The sequence below is a fragment of the Collinsella sp. AM38-1BH genome, from assembly GCF_003467545.1.
Lineage (GTDB): Bacteria > Actinomycetota > Coriobacteriia > Coriobacteriales > Coriobacteriaceae > Collinsella.
Genome location: NZ_QSHC01000010.1, coordinates 1 through 21,470 on the forward strand (window position 1 = coordinate 1; position 21,470 = coordinate 21,470).

Consider the following 21,470-nt stretch of genomic DNA (forward strand, 5'->3'; position numbering starts at 1 on the left):
AGAGCAAGGCGGGGCCGAGGCCGCCTCGATCAATTTGCGAAAGAATCTTGACGGTACCAAACTGATTTGGCTTGCGTTGGACAACATATCGTTCATTTGACGTGCTCAAGGTGGTTGTTTTGGGATGTTGTTCACGTTGCTGCTGGTTATTGGGGTGCTGACGATAATTAGAAGCGTTCCTAAAGTCCAAAAGGGGCAGCGAGCTGCACTGGTAATTGCGTTTGTCTAACAAACTATGTACAGACATGGGAAATAAATTGTGCAACTTTTTGTTGGTGTGGAAGTGGTTTGTGGCGCGAGGTATTTTGGCATGAAAAAAGGCCTTCGGAATTTCGAAGGCCTTTGCATTCACGATGGTGGAGACGAGGGGGATCGAACCCCTGACCTCTTGACTGCCAGTCAAGCGCTCTCCCAGCTGAGCTACGCCCCCGTGACGAGGACATACTATAAGGGAAGTTGGCGTGGGTTGCAAGGACTTTTTTGGGTCAGACTCTAAATGTCTCTTGATATAGGTAAGCGATGGCGGCGCCGGTGTGGACTTGGATCGTGGCTGTTGACCTGACGACGTTGCTGATGCCCGTGTCGGCCAATAGGCCCAAGGGGCTATGATCTAGTTCCCACTCCAAGCCATGTTCGCTTACCTCGGTGTTGGGGGCAATGGCGATGATGGAGAACGTCTTGCCCTCGGCACCTTCGATGGTCCACGTTTCGCCTGCGCGAAGGATGCGGGCGACCACCTTGTCCTCGGCGATCCAGACGGGGGCATCTACGTATCCCGCGAGCAGGCCCAGTACGGACAGTGCCATGTCGGAACGGCCGCCGGTGGCGCAGGTCGCAACCACTTCGGCACCCGGCCAGCGGCGGCGGACGGAATCGAGCGCCAGCGCCAGATCGGTATAGTCCTTGTAGGGATCGTGACGCTCTACCTCAAAAGCTTCGGCGGCATCGACTAGCGCGCGACCCGCATCGCTTACCGTGTCGGCATCCCCCACATATACGTCGCAGTCCAGTCCAGCGCCCAGCAGAGCGTCGAGTCCGCGGTCCACGGCGACAATGTGATCGCACTCCCCTGCTAGCCTATGCAACAGATCCGCGCTCGCCACCACGGGCGAGCCGCAGACCACTAATACCTTGCAAACCACAGCCCTCGCCTATCCCTCAAACGAAAGCACACGGGCCAGATCCAGGTCTTCATAGCTGTCGATAAAGATATCGCAGTTGTCGCGAACCTCGTCGCGCTCCATACGGCCATGCGGGTCATAGATGCCTACACGCTTAAAGCCGGCGGCGCCAGAACTCTTTAGGCCAAAGACGGCGTCCTCAAACACCCATGTGCCCTCAAACTTGTGCCCATGGCGCTCCTCAAGGCGGCGCAGCGCAAGCTCGTATACGTCGGGGAACTGCTTGGAGCGTCCCGCCTCACCCGTGGTGGTCACAAACTCCATGTAGGCATCGAGCCCGGCACCAGCGAGCGCAGACTGCACCAGCTCGGCCGGCGTGGACGTGGCAACGGACATGGCAATGCCGGCCGTCTTCGCCTGCTCCAAAAATGCCAAGAGCCCCTCGCGCGGTGGCACCTTGGAGTAGCCATCGATCAGGATGTCGCTCAGCTCGCGATACAGCTCCTCGCCATTCGCGCCAATGCCCCACGTGTCATGGTAGGCCTGGCACTCGTCCTCCAACGACAGGTGCTCAAATTGGGCAAAGTCATCCACGGTCACGTCAATCCCGTGGCGGCGCAATAACTCGGGCTGTGCATAGGCCCAAACGGGGGTGCTATTAACCAGTGTGCCGTCGCAATCGAAAATAAAAGCGACATTGGGAGCAGCGGTCTGGGACATAAACGAACCTTTCGATGTCAAATGGTAAACATCCTGCTAAAAACGTTTTACCAAACGTTAGTCTACTAGTCTAGAAACTCTATTTGGTAAAACTGTCAAGAGTTTTACCATCGCAATTCTGCCAGTGGTATAAACATGGCGCTCGCCGATTAAACGCCGCCGCAAATCCACTTTTCTCCATAAAAGTAACGAACAGGTGTTATCGTATTTCGTGCCGAAAGTTCCACCGAGCACGCGAGGTGGAACGAATCATAGAACTATCGCCGTCCCCTCGATTCGTGCAGCCTTGGACCTTTCGCATCTAGTCACCAAGGCAACACGCTGCCGCGTCATGATGGGATCAAACGTGAGCGATACAAAGCTAAAGTCAGCAACCAAAAAGCCTGCTACCCGTAAAGCCGCCCCGCACGCACCGGAGCTCTCTAAGGACGATGTCTACCTGTTTGGCATTGGCATGTGGGAGCGCAGCTGGGAAAAGATGGGCGCGCACCCCGACACACAGAACCGTACGCGCGGTTGGCGCTTTTGCGTTTGGGCGCCCGACGTAAAGAGCGTCCATGTCATTGGCGAATTTAACGACTGGAATGAGGAAGCCAACCCGCTGGCGCCCGTGCATACGAGCGCTATCTGGGAAGGCTTTATTCCTGGCGCCGAGCAAGGCCAGCTCTATAAATACCTTATCGAGACCAATGAGGGTGAGAAGCTCTACAAAGCCGATCCGTATGCCTTTAAGGCCGAGTGCCCTCCGGGAACGGCGAGCGTGCTGTGGACCCTCGATGGCTACAAGTGGAACGACGCCGCATGGCTCAAGCGCCGCGCCAGTCATAACCACATGTCACAGCCGCTCAACATCTACGAGGTGCATATTGGCTCGTGGAAGCGCCACGGCGACGCGCCACAGGGCGATCCGGACGAGTACGGCAACTATCCTGGCCCCATGGATCCCTTCCCCGCGCAGCGCGGCGAGTTCTATACCTACGACGATCTGTCGGTGGAGCTCGTGGACTACGTGCGCGACATGGGCTATACGCATATCGAGGTCATGCCGCTCATGGAGCATCCCTTCGATGGCTCCTGGGGCTACCAGACGACTGGCTACTATGCCGCCACGTCGCGTTATGGCAACCCGCAGCAACTCATGCATTTTATCGATGCATGCCACGAGGCGGGCATTGGCGTGATCATGGACTGGGTGCCCGGCGGTTTTTGTGCCGACGCCCACGGCCTTGCCACCTTTAACGGCCACATGCTGTTTGAGCACGAGATTCACCCTAACTGGGGCACGCACAAGTTCGACTTCGCCCGTGGCGAGGTCCGCTCCTTCCTGGTCTCCAACGTGCTGTACTGGCTCGAGAACTTCCACGTGGACGGCATTCGCATGGACGGCGTGTCCAGCATGCTGTACCTCAACTTTGGCATCGATGATCCCGGCCAAAAGAAGTTCAACAAGTACGGTACCGAGGAGGACCTGGACGCCAGCGCGTTTATCCGTCAGGTCAACTGCGCCGTGGAGGCCCACTTCCCTGACGTGATGATGATGGCTGAGGAGTCCACCGCGTGGCCGCTCGTGACCTACCCGCCGCAGGACGGCGGCCTGGGCTTCCACTACAAGTGGGACATGGGCTGGATGAACGACACCCTGCACTACATGCAGACCGATTTTCCGTGGCGCCCCGGCAACCACGGGCTGCTCACGTTCTCCATCATGTACGCCTTTACCGAGAACTTTATTTGCCCGCTGAGCCACGACGAGGTCGTGCACGGCAAGTGCTCGCTGATCGGGCGCATGCCGGGCGACTGGTGGCGCCAGTTTGCCGGCCTACGCACGCTGGCTTTCTATCAAATGACACACCCCGGTGCCAAGCTCAACTTTATGGGCAACGAGATCGGCCAGTTTATTGAATGGCGCTACTACGAGTCTATCCAGTGGTTCCTGACCGAGGAGTACGAGACCCACCGTCATCATCAGGCGTTTATCAAGGCGCTCAACCACCTGTATACCGACGAGCCCGCCCTGTACGAGCGTGGCTACACCGACGACGGCTTTACCTGGATCGACGCGGACAACTCCAAGCAGTCCATCGTGAGCTTTGTGCGTCAGGGCGAGGACGTCGACGACGACCTGGTGATTCTGATCAACTTTGACCCGGCGAGCTACGAGAGCTTCCGCGTGGGCGTGCCGCGCGAGGGTGACTGGGAGGTCATCTTCGATTCTGACCGTCCTGAGTTTGGCGGCAGCGGCTATGCCGGCAAGGAGCCCTACACCTGCTCGAGCGAGCCCTATCCCTGGAACGGGCAGATGGACTCCATCGAGATTAAGGTACCCGGTCTGGCAGGTGTGGTGCTTAAGCGCCGCGGTCCCAGCAGCTATAAGCCGCCCGTGGTCGAGGAGCCCAAGGCTGCGCCCAAAAAGCGCATGTCTTCGGTGAAGCCCAAGCCTGCGGCTGCTAAGAAGGCTCCGGCTAAGGCCAAGGCTACGACGACCAAGGCCAAGGCCAAGGCTGCCGCAAAGCCCGCTGCTAAGGCCGCAGCCAAGAAACCGGCTGCCAAAAAGGCCGCTACCAAGGCCAAGTCTGCTTCTGTTAAGCCGTCTGCCAAGGATGCGTAACAAAACCGTTACAGCTGTAATTACCCGCCCCGACGAGGCGTAGGATACAAGTCATAGCCGTTCCGGGAGAAACATCCCCGGGGGAAAGGAACGTATGAATAAGATCTTCGACAACAAGCAGGAGTTTACCGAGCTCTATCGCGATGCCGTCATGAGCATCAGCGGTAAGAGCGTCGAGGCCGCCAGCGACCTCGACCGCTTTAACGCCCTGGCCAAGCTCGTGGCCGAGAAGGCGCGCACCGTTGCCACCAAGAGTGACGCCCGCGTCACCGCCGAGGGCAAAAAGCGCGTGTACTACTTCTCGATCGAGTTTTTGATCGGCCGCCTGCTCGACAACTACCTGCTCAACTTTGGCGTGCGCGACATGGTCGCCGAGGCGCTCGACGACATGGGCTTTGACCTGTCCGTCATCGAGAACCAGGAGCCCGATCCGGCCCTGGGCAACGGTGGCCTGGGTCGTCTGGCCGCGTGCTTCCTGGATTCCATGGCAGCCGAGGGCATTGCCGGCTACGGCAACGGCATGCGCTACCGCTACGGCCTGTTTAAGCAGGAGATTGTCAACGGCAGCCAGGTCGAGGCCACCGACGAGTGGCTCACCCACGGCTATCCCTGGGAGGTCCGTCGTCAGGACAAGGCCGTGACCATCAAGTTTGGTGGCCATGTTGAGGGCTTTGAGGAGAACGGCCGCACGTTCTACCGCACGGTGGACACGCAGGACATCCTGGCTGTCCCTTATGACATCCCCGTCGTGGGCTATGCCGGCGAGACCGTCAACAAGCTGCGCGTCTGGGCCGCCGAGCCGGTCGAAGAGCACTTTGACCTGGAGGCCTTCAACCGTGGCGACTATGCCCTGGCCGATGCCGAGCGCGCCGAGGCCGAGGCCATCAGCGCCATCCTCTACCCCAACGACGCCGGCGAGCACGGCCGTCTGCTGCGCCTGAAGCAGGAGTACCTGTTTGTCTCGGCCGGCATCTACAGCCTGCTCGACACCTTTGAGAAGGAGCACGGCGCGAACTGGGAGCTGTTGCCGCAGTTTGTAGCCATCCACACCAACGACACGCACCCGGCCATGTGCGGCCCCGAGCTTATGCGCATCCTCATCGACGAGAAGAAGCTCGAGTGGGACGACGCATGGAACATCGTGACGCAGGTCGTGAGCTACACCAACCACACCATCCTGCCCGAGGCTCTGGAGAAGTGGCCCATTGGCACGTTCTCCAAGCTCCTCCCCCGCGTGTACCAGATCATCGACGAGATCAGCCGTCGTTGGCACGAGTCGTTCGACACCACGCAGGAGGGCTGGCAGGAGCGCCTGCGCCAGACCGCCATCCTGTGGGACGGCGAGATTCGCATGGCCAACCTGTCCGTGATCTGCAGCCACAGCGTCAACGGCGTGGCCAAGATCCACTCCGACATCATCAAGAACATCGTGCTCAAGGACTTCTATGCCCTGACGCCCGAGAAGTTCAACAACAAGACCAACGGCATCTCGCACCGTCGCTTCTTTGCCGAGGCCAACCCCACCTATGCCAAGCTCGTGACCGATGCCATTGGCGATGGCTGGCTCAAGGACGCCTTTGAGCTGGAGAAACTAAAAGAGTTCCAGAACGACACCGAGTTCCTGAAGGCCGTGGGTGCCTCCAAGCGCACCAACAAGGAGCGTCTGGCCGCCTACGTTAAGGCCGAGACCGGTCTGGTCATTGACCCCAACACCGTCTTCGACGTTCAGGTAAAGCGCTTCCATGCCTACAAGCGCCAGCTCATGAACATCATGAAGGTGATGGACATCTACAACCGTCGCATCGCCGATCCCAACTTCCACGTGACGCCGACGACCTTCATCTTTAGCGGCAAGGCAGCCTCGAGCTACACCTTTGCCAAGGAGACCATCCGCCTCATTAACTCCGTGGCCGACGTCATCAACAATGATGCACGCGTCAACGAGGTCATGAAGGTCTGCTTTATCCCCAACTTCCGTGTGAGCAACGCCCAGCTCATCTACCCCGCCGCCGAGATCTCGGAACAGATCTCCACGGCCGGCAAGGAGGCCTCGGGCACGTCCAACATGAAGCTCATGATGAACGGCGCCATTACGCTGGGCACCCTCGACGGCGCCAACATCGAGATCGCCGACCTTGCCGGCCGCGAGAACGAGGCCATCTTTGGCCTGACCGCCCCCGAGGTCGAGCAGCTGTGGGCATCGAACAGCTACTTTGCTTGGGATACGCTCAACAACGATCGCGAGCGTCTGGGCCGCGTGATGGACGAGCTCAAGGACAACACCTTTGCGGGTCTTTCGGGCAACTTCGAGAGCATCTACAACGAGCTCATGAACAACAACGATCCCGACCTGGTCATGGCCGACTTCCGCAGCTACGTGGATGCGTGGGAAAAGCTCACCGGCAGCTACGGTGACCAGGAGACCTGGAACCGCAAGGCCCTGCTCAACACCGCCTCCTCCGGCTGGTTCTCGAGCGACCGCACCATTCGCGAGTACCGCGACGAGATCTGGCACGCGTAAAGGCGCGCGAGTCCCCTTTGCCGCACGGCATTACTCGACGGGCGCGACCGAGCGCCGCGCCCGTCGCTAATGGGTTTAGGAACATCGATGACAGAAGGAGAGATCGATGAGTAAGAAAGAATGCATCGCGATGCTCCTCGCGGGAGGACAGGGCAGCCGATTGGGGGCACTTACCCAAAAGATCGCCAAGCCGGCGGTTAGCTTTGGTGGTAAGTTTCGCATTATCGACTTCTCTCTGTCCAACTGCTCCAACTCGGGCATCGACACGGTGGGCGTTCTGACGCAGTATCGCCCCTACCTGCTGCATGCCTATGTGGGCTCTGGCGAGGCGTGGGATCTGGACAGCCGCGACGGTGGCGTGTCGATCCTGCCGCCGTACGAGACGCAGACCGGCGGCGCCTGGTATGCGGGCACGGCCGACGCCATTACGCAGAACCTCGACTACATCAAGACCAACGACCCCAAGTACGTCCTGATTCTTTCGGGCGATCACCTGTATCGCATGGATTACCGCAAGATGCTCAAGACGCACATTGAGAACAACGCCGACCTCACGGTGAGCGTTATGCCCGTGCCGTGGGAGGAGGCCAGCCGCTTTGGCATCCTGACCACCGACCCCGAGGACGGCCGCATCACCAAGTTTACCGAGAAGCCCGAGAAGCCCGATTCGAACCTCGCCTCCATGGGCATCTACATCTTCTCGGCCGACGTGCTGATCGAGGCGCTCGAGGAGGACGCTCTGGATCAGCGCTCGAGCCACGACTTTGGCAAGGACATCATCCCCAAGCTGCTCGGCGAGAACAAGCGCCTGTACAGCTACGAGTTCCACGGTTTTTGGAAGGACGTCGGCACCATCGCCAGCTTCCACGAGACCTCGATGGACCTGCTGGGTAACAACCCCGAGTTCGATCTGTTTGACAAGAACTTCCCCATCATGTCCAACATCACCACGCGTCCGCCGCACTACATTGGCCCGGACGGCCGCCTGGACGACTGCCTGGTCTCCAACGGCTGCAAGATCTACGGCACCGCTCGCCACTCGATCCTTTCGACCGATGTCATCATCGAGGAGCGCGCTGTGGTCGAGGACTCCGTGTTGCTGCCGGGTGCGCACGTTAAGAGCGGCGCGCACATCTGCCGCGCTATTTTGGGCGAGAACTCCACGGTCGAAGAGGGCGTGAAGCTCGGCTCTGTCGATACCACCAAGGATACGGCCGTCGTTGGAAATGACGTCGTTATCGGGAAGGGGGAATGATCCGATGATCAATCGCAAGGCCATCGGCTATATCACCGCTAACTACTCTTCGACCTACGGCAGCGTGCTGCTCAAGGACCGCCCCATCGCGTCCGTTCCGTTTTTGGGCCGCTACCGCCTGATCGACTTTCCGCTGTCCAACATGATGAATGCCGGCATTAAGACCGTCGGCGTCGTCATGCCGGGCAACTACCGCTCGCTGATCGACCACGTGGGTTCGGGCAAGGACTGGGGCCTGGATCGCAAGAAGGGCGGCCTGTTCATGGTGCCCGGCAACGCGTATGGCACCACCAAGGGCGGCATGCGCTTCCTGCTGCGCGACATCATCTCCAACAAGACGCTGTTCCAGCGCTCGGACAAGCCCTATGTTGTGATGATGGGCACCAACATCATCTTTAACATGGACCTCAACACCATCATCGAGGCGCACGAGAACTCCGGTGCCCAGATGACCGTTGTGTACTGCAAGGCCACGCGCAACGTTGATGACGAGACCAAGCTCGAGATTAACGAAAACGGCCGCCTGACGGGCGTGAGCGCCGGCGTCGTGTACGGCGACAACGCGTCTATGGACTGCTGCATCGTCAACCGCGAGACGCTGCTCGAGATTATCGACCACTACCAGGCCGCCGACTATCTGGACCTGCTCGAGGCACTCCAGGGCGACTTTGGCAACATCGACGTGTGCAGCTACGAGTACAAGGGCGAGGTCGTGGGCGTGTTTAGCGAGAAGTCGCTGTATCGCCGCAGCATGGACCTGCTCGACCAGACCGTGGCCGATCAGCTCTTCGATCCCGAGCGCCCGATCCTGACCAAGGCTCACGACGTGCCGCCTTCGCGTTATGCGACCGGCAGTCACGCCTGCAACTCGATCATCTCGGCCGGCTGCATCATCAAGGGCACCGTGCGCAATTCTATCCTGTCGCGCGGCGTCGTGGTCGAGGAAGGTGCGTCGGTCACCAACTCGATCATCAACCAGAGCTGCATCATCAAGAGCGGCGCCCGCGTCGAGAATGCCATTCTGGACAAGAACAACGTGGTTCCCACCAACACCGAGCTTCGCGGCACACCCGAGAACATCCTGGTGCTGGGCAAGGCTCCGTTAACTTCCGACACCACCATCGTACGTTAACGTTGGTACCGCAACATCGCTCGTAACATGTAGAATAGCCGCCCGGTTAGCGCCAGGCGGCTATTCTCGAATTGCAACATAGGAGACAAAATGGCACAAACCAGCAAAAAGATGCAGATCGTGTTTGCCTCGGCCGAGTGCGCACCGTTTGTTAAGACCGGTGGCCTGGGTGACGTGGCGGGCTCGCTGCCCGCGGCGCTTGTGCGCGCCGGCGCCGAAGTTATCGTGATGGTGCCCAAGTACGCCACCATCAAGGACGAATACAAGGCGCAGATGGAGCACTTCTCCGACTTTTACGTGAGCCTGGGCTGGCGCAACGAGTACTGCGGTCTCGAGAAGCTCGAGCACGACGGCGTCACCTATATGTTCATCGACAACGAACGCTACTTTGCGCGCGACTATCCGTACGGCTTCTTTGACGACGGCGAGCGTTTTGCGTTCTTCTCCAAGGCCATCACCGAGAGTCTGCAGCACCTGCCGGCCGGCTTTGAGTGCGACATCCTGCACTGCAACGACTGGCAGACGGCACTGGCGCCCGTGTTTTTGCGCGAGTTCTACCAGGGCTTGCCGCTGTACGACCGCGTCAAGACCGTGTTCTCGATCCACAACGTGGCGTTCCAGGGCCAGTTTAGCGACACCGTGATGGAGGACATCCTGGGTGTGGCGCATATTCCCGCCGCCGCCTCGCAGCTGCGTTGCGACGCCTGCAGCGTCAACTACATGCTGGGCGCGCTGCGCTATGCCGACGCCATCACCACGGTGAGCCCCACCTATGCGGCCGAGATCCAGACGCCCGAGTTTGGCGAGGGCCTGGACGGTGTGCTGCGCGAGCGCTCCTACGCGCTGCAGGGCATCCTGAATGGCATTGATGTGGCGGGCTTTGACCCGGCGACTGACAAGCGCATTGCCGCCAACTACACCGTGGAGGACCGCACCGGCAAGGCCGTGTGCAAGGCCAAGCTGCAGGAAGAGCTGGGGCTCGAGGTGCGCGACGACCGCCCGCTCATGGTGATGGTCACGCGCCTGACGCGCCAAAAGGGCATGGACCTGGTCATGTACGCGCTCGACCGCATTCTGGCCGGCGGCGTTCAGGTGGCCGTGCTGGGCACTGGTGACCGCGACTACGAGGACGGCCTGCGCTATTTCCAGGACAAGTACCGCGGCACCATGGCCGCGCGTATCGAGTTTGACCCGGCGCTGTCGCAGCGCATGTACGCCGCCGCCGACATGTTCCTGATGCCTTCGAAGTTTGAACCCTGCGGTCTGTCGCAGATCATCGCCATGCGCTACGGCACCCTGCCTATCGTGCGCGAGACCGGTGGCCTGAAGGACACCGTGCGGCCGTACAACGAGTTTACCGGCGAGGGCACGGGCTTCTCGTTTAGAAACTTTAACGGAGATGAGATGGGCGACGCGGTGTTCCGCGCGGCGCGCCTGTTCTGGGATAACCGCGACGCTTGGAACCAGCTGGTCACGCAGGCCATGAGCCAGGACTTTAGCTGGACGCGCTCGGCCGACAAGTATCTGGACCTGTACTTCTTTATGCATCCGGAGATTGAGAGGCCGGCGGCTGTTGTGGAGGCTGCGGCTGAGCCCGAGGTTGTGGCCGAGCCCGAGCCCAAGGCCGAGGTCAAGCCGGTTGAAGCTGAGCCCGCAAAGGCCGAGCCTGAGGTGAAGGCTGAGGTTGCTTCTGAGGCAGAGGCCGAGGTCAAGCCCGCTGCAAAGCCCGCAGCTAAGAAGACCACGACCCGTAAGACGACCGCCAAGAAGGCTACGACGACCAAGGCTGCTGCGTCTAAAACGACGGCTGCCAAGGGAACGACCACGCGCAAGCGCACGACCGCCGCTGCCAAGAAGGCCGCCGAGGCCGAGGCTGCTCCCGAGGTAAAGGCCGAGACTCCCGCCGTTGAGGCCAAACCGGCCGCCAAGGCTCCGGCTAAGACCGCTGCCAAGAAGACGATCACGACCGCCAAGAAGGCAACAGCTGCCAAGACCACCACGCGCAAGCGCAGCACGACGACGACCAAAAAGACCACGACTAAGGCCGCAGCTACCAAGGCAGAGGCTAAGCCCGCCGCCGTCAAAGAGGAGCCCAAGCCCGAGGTAAAGCCCGAGCCGGCACCGAAGGCCGCCGAGGTCAAGGCTAAGACCAAGGCTGCCCCGAAGGCAGAGGCTAAGCCCGAGCCTGCCAAGGAGACCCCGGTCTCCCCCGCCGCTCCGGCAGAGGAAAAGGCCCCGTCCAAGAAGACGTCCGTCCGCAAGGCCACGGCTGCCCGAAAGCGCCGCTAGCCCACAGACGATCCAAAACCTCATCAAACCCTAAGCAAGGGGCGCTCCAACCGGGCGCCCCTTCTCTGTAGAAAGTGGTAAAACGATTTTCTAGGACAACCGTTCGCCGATGATAAACGGATGTTGTTTATACACCCTGTGTACAACAGATATACTTACATCCTGTGCGTAAAGCCCATGGCCCGCAGGCCGTGATTCTATTGAACTGGACCGTACTATGAGATTGATACACAACAGCCGTCTGCCGCAGTTTCGCACTCCGTTTGGCGCTGTGACCACTGGAACTTCCGTTTCGCTGTCGGTAATTTTGGAGGATGCCGACCCCAACCAGGCAACGCTTACCCTGCGTACCTGGGTCGACGAGATCGGGGAAACTCTGTATCCCATGACGCACGAGGGCGACGGCATCTTTACCGCCGAGCTAGAGTGCACCGAGCCCTGTCTTATCTGGTACAGCTTTATATGCAATATCGAGGGCCAACCCGAGGTCCGCTTGGGCGCACCGCAGGGACGCACCGGCGGCGAGGGCGTAACCTACGACTACGCCGAAGTGCCGTCGTTCCAGATCACCGTCTACAAGCACCGCGAAGTTCGACCCAAGTGGTACGAGCGCGGTATGGTCTACCAGATCTTCCCCGATCGCTATGCCCGCGACGAGCACTGGCGCGAGCGCACGCTGGCCGAGGTCGAAAAGCCGCGTCGTGGCATTCAGCGCCGCATGGTCGAGGACTGGAACGAGCCGCCCGTATACGAGCGCTCCGAGGACGGCTCCATCAAGACCTGGGACTTTTACGGCGGATCGCTCAAGGGCATACAAGAAGACCTGCCTCGCATCGCCGAGCTGGGATTTACTGCCATCTACCTCAACCCCATTTTTGAAGCCGCGAGTAACCACCGCTACGACACCGCCGATTACACCAAGATCGATCCAATTCTGGGCACCGAGCAGGACTTTACTGAGCTGTGCGAGGCGGCCGAGAAGCTGGGCATTTCCATCATTCTCGACGGTGTGTTCAACCACACGGGCGACGATTCAATCTACTTCAACCGCTACGGCAACTACCCCGGCGCGGGCGCGTGGCAGAGCGAGGATTCGCCGTGGCGCGACGCGTTTTATTTCCACGAGGACGGCTCGTACGACTGCTGGTGGGGCGTCGGCAATATGCCCGCCATCAATGAGAGCTCCGAACTGGTACGCGAGCGGCTCCTGGGCAAGGACGGCGTGATCCGTAAATGGCTACGTGCCGGCGCTCATGGCTGGCGCCTAGACGTGGCCGACGAGCTTTCGGACGATTTCCTGACCGAGATCAAAAAGGCCGTGCTAGCTGAGAAGCCCGACGCGCTGTTGCTCGGCGAAGTCTGGGAAGACGCCTCCAACAAGATTAGCTACGGACATCTGCGCCGCTACCTGCAGGGCTCCGAGCTGGACTCTGCCATGGATTACCCCTTCCGCGACATGGTCATCGGCTTTTTGATGGGCTACAAGAATGCCTTCCAGGCAGCCGAGGATATCGAGACCCTGCGCGAGAATTATCCGCGCGAAGCCCTGTCCTGCGCGCTCAACCTGCTGTCGAGCCACGACCGCCCACGCATCATCTCGGTGCTCGGAGGCGGCCCTGACGAGTCGCAGCTACCCGAGTGCGAGCGCAGCAAGTGGCGCCTGGACGAAAACTCGATGGACCTGGCCAAGAGCCGTTTTTGGCTTGCAACGCTCATGCAGATGACGTTCCCCGGCGTGCCTTCGATTTACTATGGCGACGAGTACGGCCTTGAGGGCCTGACCGATCCGGGCAATCGCCGCACGCTGCCTTTAAAGGAAGACCTGCACGACTTCGATACACTCGCCATCCTTAAAAACGCCTCGGCCGTGCGCCGCGCCCTGCCATTTATGGTAGACGGCGAGATCAAGGCCTTCGCGCTCAACGACGAGGTACTAGCCTACACGCGCACCGGTAAAGACGGTGAGGCCGCAACGGTTATCATCAACCGCAGCCTGCGCAATTCGCACCGTGTGACAATTCCGGCGCTCGGCGAATGCGCAAGCGACGTGATCAGCGGCCACGAGTGCGAAATCCACAACGGTACCATCACACTCGATCTGTATCCGCTGGGGTCGTCGATCATCTATCACCACGCCGAGCAACGTCTACAAGAGCCGCTTTATCACGGCGCGGGTGTCGTGTGCCATATCACCTCGGTGCCCACCGACGATGGCAAGCCCGGTACGATCGGCGCTCCCACACGTCGCTTTATCGACCATCTGGCCGCAATGGGCATGCGCTACTGGCAGGTCCTGCCTGTCAACCCGACGGACTTCTTCCGATCCCCTTACGCCGGTCCCTCGGCCTTTGCGGGCAATATCGATCTGCTGCCCGAAAGCCACGAGGAGCTGGCCGCCGACTTTGTTACCTGGAAGGCTCGCGGCGGTGAGGATGCCGACCCGCTGTACACGGCGTTTAAACATCGCAACGCCGACTGGCTCGAGAAGTACTGCGTTTACATGGCCGTTAAGAAGTACTTTGAGGGCGAGTCGCGCCACGATTGGCCGGCAGATGTCGCGCGCTACAACGAGCATCTGATCGACGACAAGCGTTTCCACGACGAGGCCGAGCTGCAGGCGTACATGCAGTACCGCTTTGACCTGGCCTGGTGCGAGCTTATGAACTATGCGCACAAGAAGGGTATCGAGGTCATCGGCGACATTCCTATGTATGTCTCGGACGATTCGGCCGATGCGTGGAGCGAGCCCGAGAACTTCTGGCTGTCCGAAACCGGCAAGGCGATTGAGATTTCCGGTGCGCCGCCCGACAACTTTGCGCCCGAGGGCCAGGTGTGGGGCAACCCGACGTTCCGATGGGACCACATGAAGCAGAACGGCTATAGCTGGTGGATGGATCGCCTGCGTCGCGCGTTCTCGCTCTACGACCGCGTGCGTCTGGATCACTTCCTGGGATTCCACAGCTACTTTAGCATTCCTGCGGGCAAGGCCTGCGCCGACGGTCGCTGGCTGGCGGGACCGGGCAAAGACCTGTTCCAGACCGCCTACGACGAGCTGGGTCCGCTCAACTTTATCGCTGAGGACTTGGGCTATCTGACGCCTGGCGTTCGCGCCATGGCTTTGACCTGCGGCTTCCCCGGCATGGATGTGCTGGAGTTTAGCGACTACGACGTCCGTTGCGGCGTGCACCCCACGCCTGGTAAGATCCTGTACACCTCGACGCACGATACGTTGACGTTGGCCGGATGGTGCACGCGTTCCTTTGCGGGCGGCGATGGACCGAGCGGTGTTGAGGTGGCGGCCAAGCTGATGGGCGACGCGCTGGCAAGTGATGCTCCCCTCGTGATGATGCCGCTGCAGGATGTCCTGGGACTGGGCGACGATGCGCGCATGAACGTTCCGGGCGTGGCCACGGGCAACTGGACCTGGCAGGCTGAAGAGGCCGACGTTGCGGCCGCCGAGAGCAAAACTGCGCAGCTCCTGCGCGACACCCATAGATTCTGGGGCGAGGCGTGATAAAACGCCCGATATAGGGTACAGTACAGACGTTTGAATTTTTGCGGGCAGAGTAATCTGCCCGCTTTGTGCTGAAAAGGAAGTATTATGGCGCGCTACGATTACAAGTGCTCGAGCTGCGGCAACGTGTTTGAGGTTGAGCATCCCATGTCCGAGACTCCCGAGGTCGTTTGCCCGAGCTGCGGCGCTCCGGCGGCCAAGACGTTCTCGGCCAACGGCATTAAATTTGAGGGCAGCGGTTTCTACAACACCGACCAGCGAAGCGGCGGCTCAAGCACCAGCGCCACCAGCGGCTGCTGCGCCAATTGCACGCACAACCACTAACAGCCGAGCAACCAACCACACGCCAACATAAACACAAACGAGGGCGGCCTGCGACTACACCAGTCGCAGGCCGCCCTTTTTCGTAATGTCAACGCCTTTGCGCCAATACGGTCTGGATAGCTAAAATAGCCCCGTCCCAAATTAGCTACTTTGACGGACCAGGCGGGCGCAGAAGTGGCCGTCGTAGGAGTCGGCGTTTACCGGCACGCTTTGGAAGAGGCCTCGATCGTTTTGGCGTACAGAAACGAGCTTCTTGGCCTGCTCGAAATCGGGCAGTTGCAGAATCTGTGCCCCGGAAAGCGGTGCCATGGTAAAGCCGGCACCCTTGGGAGAAGCAAGGAACGCGTCCACGACCTGCGTGTTCTCCTCGTCGAAGACCGAGCACGTCGCATAGATGAGTTCACCGCCGGCAGCCACGCGCACGGCTGCTTCCTTGAGCATTGCCAGCTGCAGCTTGGGCAACTCGGTCGTAACGTCATTCTCAGTTAGGCGCCATGGGATCTCGGGATGACGGCGCATGGTGCCGGTGCCCGAGCACGGTGCATCGATAAAGACCGTGTCGAACTTTACCGGCTCGCCAAGCATGGCATCAAACGATGTGAGCACCTCATCAAGCTCGCAAGCATCGCCCGAAACCGTACGAACGCCCTGAATACCGGCCTTATGCAGGCGAGCGAGATTCAGATTGCACTTGCGATCATGCAGATCGAGCGCCGTATGCTGACGCTCATAGCCCGCACGCTTGGCCTGGCACATCATCACATAGGTCTTGGTGCCACGGCCGGCGCCAATCTCAAGACAGCTACCAGGGCGCGTGGCAGCTGTGGCGATAAGCTGCGCGTTAAGGTCCGAGGCCACCGCGGCAGCACGCTCAAACACGCCCGACGCAACCGTGACCTGCGCATCGACCGGAGCATGGCAGCCCGGGAAGACAGGCGCAACGAGCTGCGAGATATACGGATCGGGCTTAGTCGCAAACGCATTCTCGTGCAGGGCCAGCGGCGCGGGGGCCAGATTGCCGGCAAAGTTAAGCGCACCCTCTGGCGTGTCAAACGACGCCATAATGCGAGCGCACAGCCAACGCGGCAGACCCATCAGGCGCGACAGACGGACCAAGCGCCGCTCAGACTCATCCACATCGGACGCAGTAGCAAAGTCCTCAACATTGTCCGCAACCTTGTGCAGCACGGCATTGGCCAAGCCAGCGGCGGACTTAGCACCGCAGCGAACCAGCTCAACACCCTGACTTACGGCAACGCGGCCAGGCGTATGCAGATAGAGCATCTCGAAGACCGAGATACGAAGCGCCATGCGAACACGCGGTGCAACCTTTTTGGGCTTATCGAGAAACTGGTCGAGCAGCTCATCCAAAATGCCCTGCGTGGCGGCAACGCCAAGTGCCAAACGAGCCGCAAAAGCGGAATCGCGCTGGTCAATAGCCTTGGCCGATGCGCGAGAGGACAGCACGTCACGCGCATACATGCCACGGCGATCGGCCTCCATCAGCACATCGAGCGCAAGCTTGCGCGCGGGAGACAACTTGCTCATGACAGTACACCCCACGTAAGATCGGCACCCTGCAGGCCAGCAGCCCAAGCAGAAGCGACCATAGCACGCTTGCCATCAGGCTTAACCTCGAGCAACTCAACAGAGCCATCGGAAAGGCCAAGGTAAACACGCTTAGCCTGAACGAGAACCTGACCCTCGCCAAGCGACACATCAGCCGCCGCAGCATCGAGCACACGCACGGTCTTGCCGGCAATCACGCAACGAGCAGGCGCGGTATCGGACGAGGCCAGCACATGACGCACGCAATCAAGCGCCGACATTTGCGGATCCAAGCGCATCTCCTGCTTAGAAATCTTGGCAGCATGGGTGACAAGCGACTCATCCTGTTCTGTCCACACAGCGGTGCCATCGGCAAGAGAAGGAAGCCTATCGGCAAGCAGTTTGCCGCCGAGCTCAGCGAGCTCCATAGTCAGCGCCTCGGCATGCTTACCGGCAACCGAGGTCGAGGCCTGCGCACAATAAGCGCCGGTATCAACGCCATGTCCAATACGCATGATAGAAACGCCAGCAACCTCATCACCAGCAAGAATGGCACGCTGAATAGGAGCAGCCCCACGCCAACGAGGCAGCAAGGACGCATGAACATTCACAATGCCGAGCGGTGCCATATGCAGCACCTCATCGGGCAAAATGCAACCATAGGCTGCCACACAGAAAATATCGGCCTGGGCAGCCCGGAGCGCCTCAATAACCTCCGGCGTCATACGATTAGCTTCAATAACCGGCAACCCCAGCTCAAGCGACTTAGCCTTAACAGGAGACGGCTCCAGCTTCTTACCACGTCCGCGAACAGCATCAGGACGAGTAATTACGAGCGCAATATCATTGCCAGCCTCAACAAGCGAAGTCAGCGAAGGCACAGCAAAATCGGGCGTACCCATAAACACAATACGCATAAAGAACGTCTCCCCTCAACCAAAGCCGAGACGGCTACAAAGAACAGCGGAAAGCCAAGTCACCAGTTCATCCGCAATAACAATTCAACAAGAACAAATATACCCAAAACCAAAGAAAGAGCCGCAATAAAAGCAGCTCTTCCAACAAAGCACCTATCAGCGAAGACGCCCATCCCTGGCCCAACGGCACCTGGGCGAGACAAGCCAGAACAACGCAGTCCCCGGTGCTGAGCGCCCACATATCGTCCCGCGCGCAGTTTCGCAGCGAAGCGAGAATGTTTGAGCACGGGATGATATGTGGGCGCTCAGCACCGGGGACGGTGGGACCTACTCCGTCTCGCCCGGTCGAGCGCCGCGGGCCAGGGCGTCCTGGTACTCCTTGACTGCCTTGATCCTCTGCATCGGCTTCAGTCGCTCGAACATAGTATTGCCATGCAGGTGATCGATCTCGTGCTGCAGGCACACGCAGAAAAGGTCGCCTGAGGCCTCGTAGCGAATCAGGTTGGCATCCAGGTCGTACGCCTCGACGACGACATGGTCGGGACGCTCAATCTCGCAGCTAATGCCAGGGATGGACAGGCAGCCCTCGCTAAACGGCACCAGATGGTCACTCTGCTCCACGATCACGGGGTTGATGAGCACGTACGGGTCATAGTCGTTCTTGTCGGTGTAGTCGCAGTCGATGGTGACGAGCTGAATAAGCTCGCCGATCTGCGGAGCAGCCAGGCCGCAGCCGCCGTTCTCGAACATCATCTTCTTCATCTTCTCGGCAAGCGCCTCGATCGCCGGGGTGATCTCCTCGATGACGGCGCACTCCTGGCGCAGACGAGGGTCGGGCGACAGTACGATTCCGTTGGCTTCCATGGCCATCCTTTCGGGTTGTTACATCAAATCATAGGCGTCGACGTCAACGCTCACGCTCACGCCACGCACAGAGCCCACCTCTTTGAGACAGGCGTCGATATCATCAGAGACATGGTACCCCACGGGCGACTTCACAAGCAGGTGGAAGCGATAACGGTCCTTGGCTCTTTCGATTACACACGAAGCCGGGCCCAGCACCTGCGGCACGGCACTCCCCGCCCGCAAAAAATCGGGCGCGGCGGCATGCCAGCGACGCTTGAGGAGCTTCGCGATGCGCCCAATATAATCCCGTGCATCATCTGCATTCGCCGACCACACCAAAATGTTGACTAGTCGAACAAACGGCGGATACAGCGCGTCGCGGCGCTGGTCCAGGTCGTGGTCGGTAAAGATCGAACGGTCATGCTCGGCAACGGCGCGAATGACCGGGTCCTCGGGCAGATAGGTCTGGATGATGACCTCGCCGGGGCGATCGCCGCGGCCGGCGCGCCCCGCCACCTGCTCCAGCAAATCGTAGGCACGCTCCCCCGCGCGAAAATCGGGCAGCTTGAGCGCAAAGTCGGCATTGACCACGCCAACGAGCGTGACCTCGGGAAAGTCGAGCCCCTTGGCGATCATTTGGGTGCCCAGCAGCACCGCGCAATCGGCGGCATCGAACTGCTCGAGCAGCTTTTTGTGCGCGTCCTTGCCACGCGTGGAGTCGGCGTCCATGCGAATGATGGCGACGTCCTCGGGAAGCATCTGGTGCAGTGCGTCCTCGATCTGCTGCGTGCCCAGGCCCATTTTTGCCAGGTAGCGGCTACCGCATTTGGGGCAACGGCTCGTGGGCGCCGGATACGGCTGCACGCGCCAGGACGATCCGCAGGTGTGGCACTGCAGGGTGTGCGTGCGCTCGTGATACGTGAGTGCGGTGGAGCAGTGGTTGCAGGTGGGCACGCAGCCGCATTCGCGGCACATCAAAAACGGCGCAAAACCGCGGCGGTTGTGCAGCAACACGGCCTTTTCGCGACGCTCGACCACACGCTCCAAGCCCTCCATCAGCGGCTTTGAGAACATGGAGCGGCTGCCGTGCGAAAACTCGCGGCGCAGGTCGGCAATACGGACCGTAGGCAGCACGGCTTGTCCCGGGCGCTCGGGCATCTCGACGCGCGTCCAGGTGGCACCGTTATACGTGCCGCGGCGGCAGCGGTCGAGGGCCTCGGCAGAAGGCGTGGCCGAGCCCAGCACGAGTGGGCAACGATAGCGCCGCGCCATCTCGGCCGCCACCTCGCGCGCGTGGTAACGCGGGCTGGAGCCTTGCTTGTAACTGGTCTCGTGCTCCTCGTCAATGATGATGAGGCCCAGGTCGTTAAGCGGGCAAAAGAGCGCCGAGCGTGCACCGACGACCACGCGGGCGGCACCGCTGACGACCATATCCCACTGGTCCAGGCGCTCGCCGGCCGAAAGCCGCGAATGGAAAACGGCGACCGTCTCGCCAAAGCGCGAGCGGAAGCGGCCGACGGTCTGGGCCGTCAGCGAGATCTCGGGCACCAGCACGCAGGCCGAACGGCCGGCTGCGAGCACGCGCTCGATGGCGGAGAGGTAAACCTCAGTTTTGCCGGAGCCAGTGACGCCGTCGACCAGCACCACGTCGCCATGAGCGTCCAGACGGGCGCGCTCAATCTGCGCGAGTGCCTGTTGCTGTCCGTTGGTAAGGGAGACTGGCGCCTTGCCGCTTGCCGAGGACAGCGTGGACTGCTCGCTGCAGCCACGCCACGCACGGCGCTCCTCCACAACCACGACGCCGCGTTTTTCGAGTGCCTTGATGGTCGCCGACATGCTGTTGTAGAGCAGGTTGAGGTCGCGCGTCGTGACCGGCCCGCACTGGAGCGCCTCGATAAGCTGACGCTGGCGGACCGCGGTCTTGGGCGGCGTATAGTCAAATCCCTCGGGCGTAAGCATGACCCAACGGTTTTGAATGGGCTTGACGGCGGGGCGCTCAACCGCCCATACGCCGTCGTCGCCCTTGACCACACGCGGGCTGCCGCCCGGAGGCAAAAACAGACGCAGACACTCGGAAAGCGTTGCGACGTACTCGCGGCTCATCCAGCGTGCGATACGGGCAGCCTCGGCGGTAAAGAGCGGTTTGCTGAGGATGGCCTCGATGGCTTTAATGCGCGCGGGGTCGAAGGCGTTGTTGCCCTGCAGGTCGCCCAGCTCAGGCGCAATGTCGACGATATAGCCCGCGGCGGCACGGTTACCAAAGTGGACCAGGACCGTGGACCCGATCTGTGCCTCGTTAGCAAGGGTTTGCGGGATGCCGTAGGCAAATGGCTCGGACAGCGCACGCGTCGGGATGTCGAGGACCACGCTCGCGTAGGCGGCGATGGGGTCAGGTGTATGCTCGGGCTTGGCCGGTGCAGCGGCAGGCACGGGCGCCGCTGGAGCCTCCTCCGGTTCCGGCGAACCAAACAGCGACAGTTGTTGAGCCATACACCACCTCTAACGAACGGACCTGAAAGGGCTGGGACAAAATAATCAGTAGTGTTTGTCCCATGGCCGATACGAGTGTCGAGCGTGTTGCGTCGCTCGAACATGGGACAAACACTACTGATTATTTTGTCCCAGCAACCCGCTCATCGGTACAGAAACAAGAGCCCCGCTCGGGTGAACGGGGC

General features: G+C 60.4%; 13 protein-coding genes and 1 tRNA gene. 7 read left to right on the forward strand and 7 right to left on the reverse strand.

The annotated features are described in order from the left end of the window. Window positions 1-354: 354 nt before the first annotated feature. The 3 genes from DW870_RS05475 to DW870_RS05485 all read right to left on the reverse strand — a co-directional run bounded on the left by DW870_RS05475 (window position 355) and on the right by DW870_RS05485 (window position 1,841). A tRNA-Ala gene (locus DW870_RS05475) sits at window positions 355-430 on the reverse strand. 55 nt (window positions 431-485) lie between these two features. Beyond that, window positions 486-1,142: a thiamine diphosphokinase gene (locus tag DW870_RS05480; protein WP_117877098.1), complete on the reverse strand. Its 657-nt coding sequence runs from the start codon at window positions 1,140-1,142 to the stop codon at window positions 486-488. 9 nt (window positions 1,143-1,151) lie between these two features. Continuing rightward, entirely contained in the window at window positions 1,152-1,841 is a 690-nt protein-coding gene (locus DW870_RS05485) for an HAD family phosphatase (RefSeq protein ID WP_117877100.1), read from the reverse strand. Window positions 1,842-2,172: 331 nt separating this feature from the next. Here DW870_RS05485 and glgB point away from each other — a divergent pair, with 331 nt between their 5' ends. The 7 genes from glgB to DW870_RS05520 all read left to right on the forward strand — a co-directional run bounded on the left by glgB (window position 2,173) and on the right by DW870_RS05520 (window position 15,484). Beyond that, window positions 2,173-4,449: a 1,4-alpha-glucan branching protein GlgB gene (gene glgB / locus DW870_RS05490; protein WP_117877102.1), complete on the forward strand. Its 2,277-nt coding sequence runs from the start codon at window positions 2,173-2,175 to the stop codon at window positions 4,447-4,449. 94 nt (window positions 4,450-4,543) lie between these two features. Beyond that, window positions 4,544-6,970: a glycogen/starch/alpha-glucan phosphorylase gene (locus DW870_RS05495; RefSeq protein WP_117877104.1), complete on the forward strand. Its 2,427-nt coding sequence runs from the start codon at window positions 4,544-4,546 to the stop codon at window positions 6,968-6,970. 106 nt (window positions 6,971-7,076) lie between these two features. After that, a complete protein-coding gene (locus tag DW870_RS05500) occupies window positions 7,077-8,225 on the forward strand; it encodes a glucose-1-phosphate adenylyltransferase (protein WP_117762940.1) in 1,149 nt (382 codons plus the stop codon). A gap of 4 nt (window positions 8,226-8,229) precedes the next feature. Beyond that, the gene (gene glgD, locus DW870_RS05505; RefSeq protein ID WP_117735092.1) at window positions 8,230-9,357 is read left to right on the forward strand and encodes a glucose-1-phosphate adenylyltransferase subunit GlgD; all 1,128 of its coding nucleotides are present in this window, start codon (window positions 8,230-8,232) and stop codon (window positions 9,355-9,357) included. Between the two features lie 90 nt (window positions 9,358-9,447). Further along, window positions 9,448-11,646 carry a glycogen synthase GlgA gene (gene glgA / locus DW870_RS05510; protein ID WP_199570189.1) on the forward strand — a complete coding sequence of 733 codons (2,199 nt, stop codon included), beginning with the start codon at window positions 9,448-9,450 and terminating at the stop codon, window positions 11,644-11,646. A gap of 217 nt (window positions 11,647-11,863) precedes the next feature. After that, window positions 11,864-15,160, forward strand: coding sequence for a 4-alpha-glucanotransferase (locus DW870_RS05515; RefSeq protein ID WP_117877106.1), 3,297 nt, complete (start codon window positions 11,864-11,866; stop codon window positions 15,158-15,160). An 87-nt stretch (window positions 15,161-15,247) separates the two neighbouring features. After that, window positions 15,248-15,484, forward strand: a complete 237-nt coding sequence (locus tag DW870_RS05520) for an FmdB family zinc ribbon protein (protein WP_117877108.1) — start codon at window positions 15,248-15,250, stop codon at window positions 15,482-15,484. Window positions 15,485-15,625: 141 nt separating this feature from the next. Here DW870_RS05520 and DW870_RS05525 read toward each other — a convergent pair whose 3' ends face one another. The 4 genes from DW870_RS05525 to priA form a co-directional block, all read right to left on the reverse strand. Then, window positions 15,626-17,032: an RsmB/NOP family class I SAM-dependent RNA methyltransferase gene (locus tag DW870_RS05525; protein WP_117877110.1), complete on the reverse strand. Its 1,407-nt coding sequence runs from the start codon at window positions 17,030-17,032 to the stop codon at window positions 15,626-15,628. Further along, window positions 17,029-17,949, reverse strand: a complete 921-nt coding sequence (gene fmt, locus DW870_RS05530) for a methionyl-tRNA formyltransferase (RefSeq protein WP_117877112.1) — start codon at window positions 17,947-17,949, stop codon at window positions 17,029-17,031. The genes DW870_RS05525 and fmt overlap by 4 nt, the downstream gene beginning before the upstream one ends. A 327-nt stretch (window positions 17,950-18,276) precedes the next feature. Further along, complete coding sequence (def, locus tag DW870_RS05535; RefSeq protein ID WP_117877114.1) at window positions 18,277-18,813, reverse strand: peptide deformylase; 537 nt, start codon at window positions 18,811-18,813, stop codon at window positions 18,277-18,279. Between the two features lie 18 nt (window positions 18,814-18,831). Beyond that, entirely contained in the window at window positions 18,832-21,285 is a 2,454-nt protein-coding gene (gene priA / locus DW870_RS05540) for a primosomal protein N' (RefSeq protein WP_117877116.1), read from the reverse strand. Between the last annotated feature and the right edge of the window lie 185 nt (window positions 21,286-21,470).

What these genes read in the sequence shown, in the direction of transcription:
- fmt (WP_117877112.1), bottom strand. Translation starts at nt 17,949, where the DNA reads ATGCGTATTGTGTTTATGGGTACGCCCGATTTTGCTGTGCCTTCGCTG.
- DW870_RS05485 (WP_117877100.1), bottom strand. Translation starts at nt 1,841, where the DNA reads ATGTCCCAGACCGCTGCTCCCAATGTCGCTTTTATTTTCGATTGCGAC.
- glgD (WP_117735092.1), top strand. Translation starts at nt 8,230, where the DNA reads ATGATCAATCGCAAGGCCATCGGCTATATCACCGCTAACTACTCTTCG.
- def (WP_117877114.1), bottom strand. Translation starts at nt 18,813, where the DNA reads ATGGAAGCCAACGGAATCGTACTGTCGCCCGACCCTCGTCTGCGCCAG.
- DW870_RS05525 (WP_117877110.1), bottom strand. Translation starts at nt 17,032, where the DNA reads ATGAGCAAGTTGTCTCCCGCGCGCAAGCTTGCGCTCGATGTGCTGATG.
- DW870_RS05515 (WP_117877106.1), top strand. Translation starts at nt 11,864, where the DNA reads ATGAGATTGATACACAACAGCCGTCTGCCGCAGTTTCGCACTCCGTTT.
- DW870_RS05500 (WP_117762940.1), top strand. Translation starts at nt 7,077, where the DNA reads ATGAGTAAGAAAGAATGCATCGCGATGCTCCTCGCGGGAGGACAGGGC.
- glgA (WP_199570189.1), top strand. Translation starts at nt 9,448, where the DNA reads ATGGCACAAACCAGCAAAAAGATGCAGATCGTGTTTGCCTCGGCCGAG.
- DW870_RS05495 (WP_117877104.1), top strand. Translation starts at nt 4,544, where the DNA reads ATGAATAAGATCTTCGACAACAAGCAGGAGTTTACCGAGCTCTATCGC.
- DW870_RS05520 (WP_117877108.1), top strand. Translation starts at nt 15,248, where the DNA reads ATGGCGCGCTACGATTACAAGTGCTCGAGCTGCGGCAACGTGTTTGAG.
- glgB (WP_117877102.1), top strand. Translation starts at nt 2,173, where the DNA reads ATGATGGGATCAAACGTGAGCGATACAAAGCTAAAGTCAGCAACCAAA.
- priA (WP_117877116.1), bottom strand. Translation starts at nt 21,285, where the DNA reads ATGGCTCAACAACTGTCGCTGTTTGGTTCGCCGGAACCGGAGGAGGCT.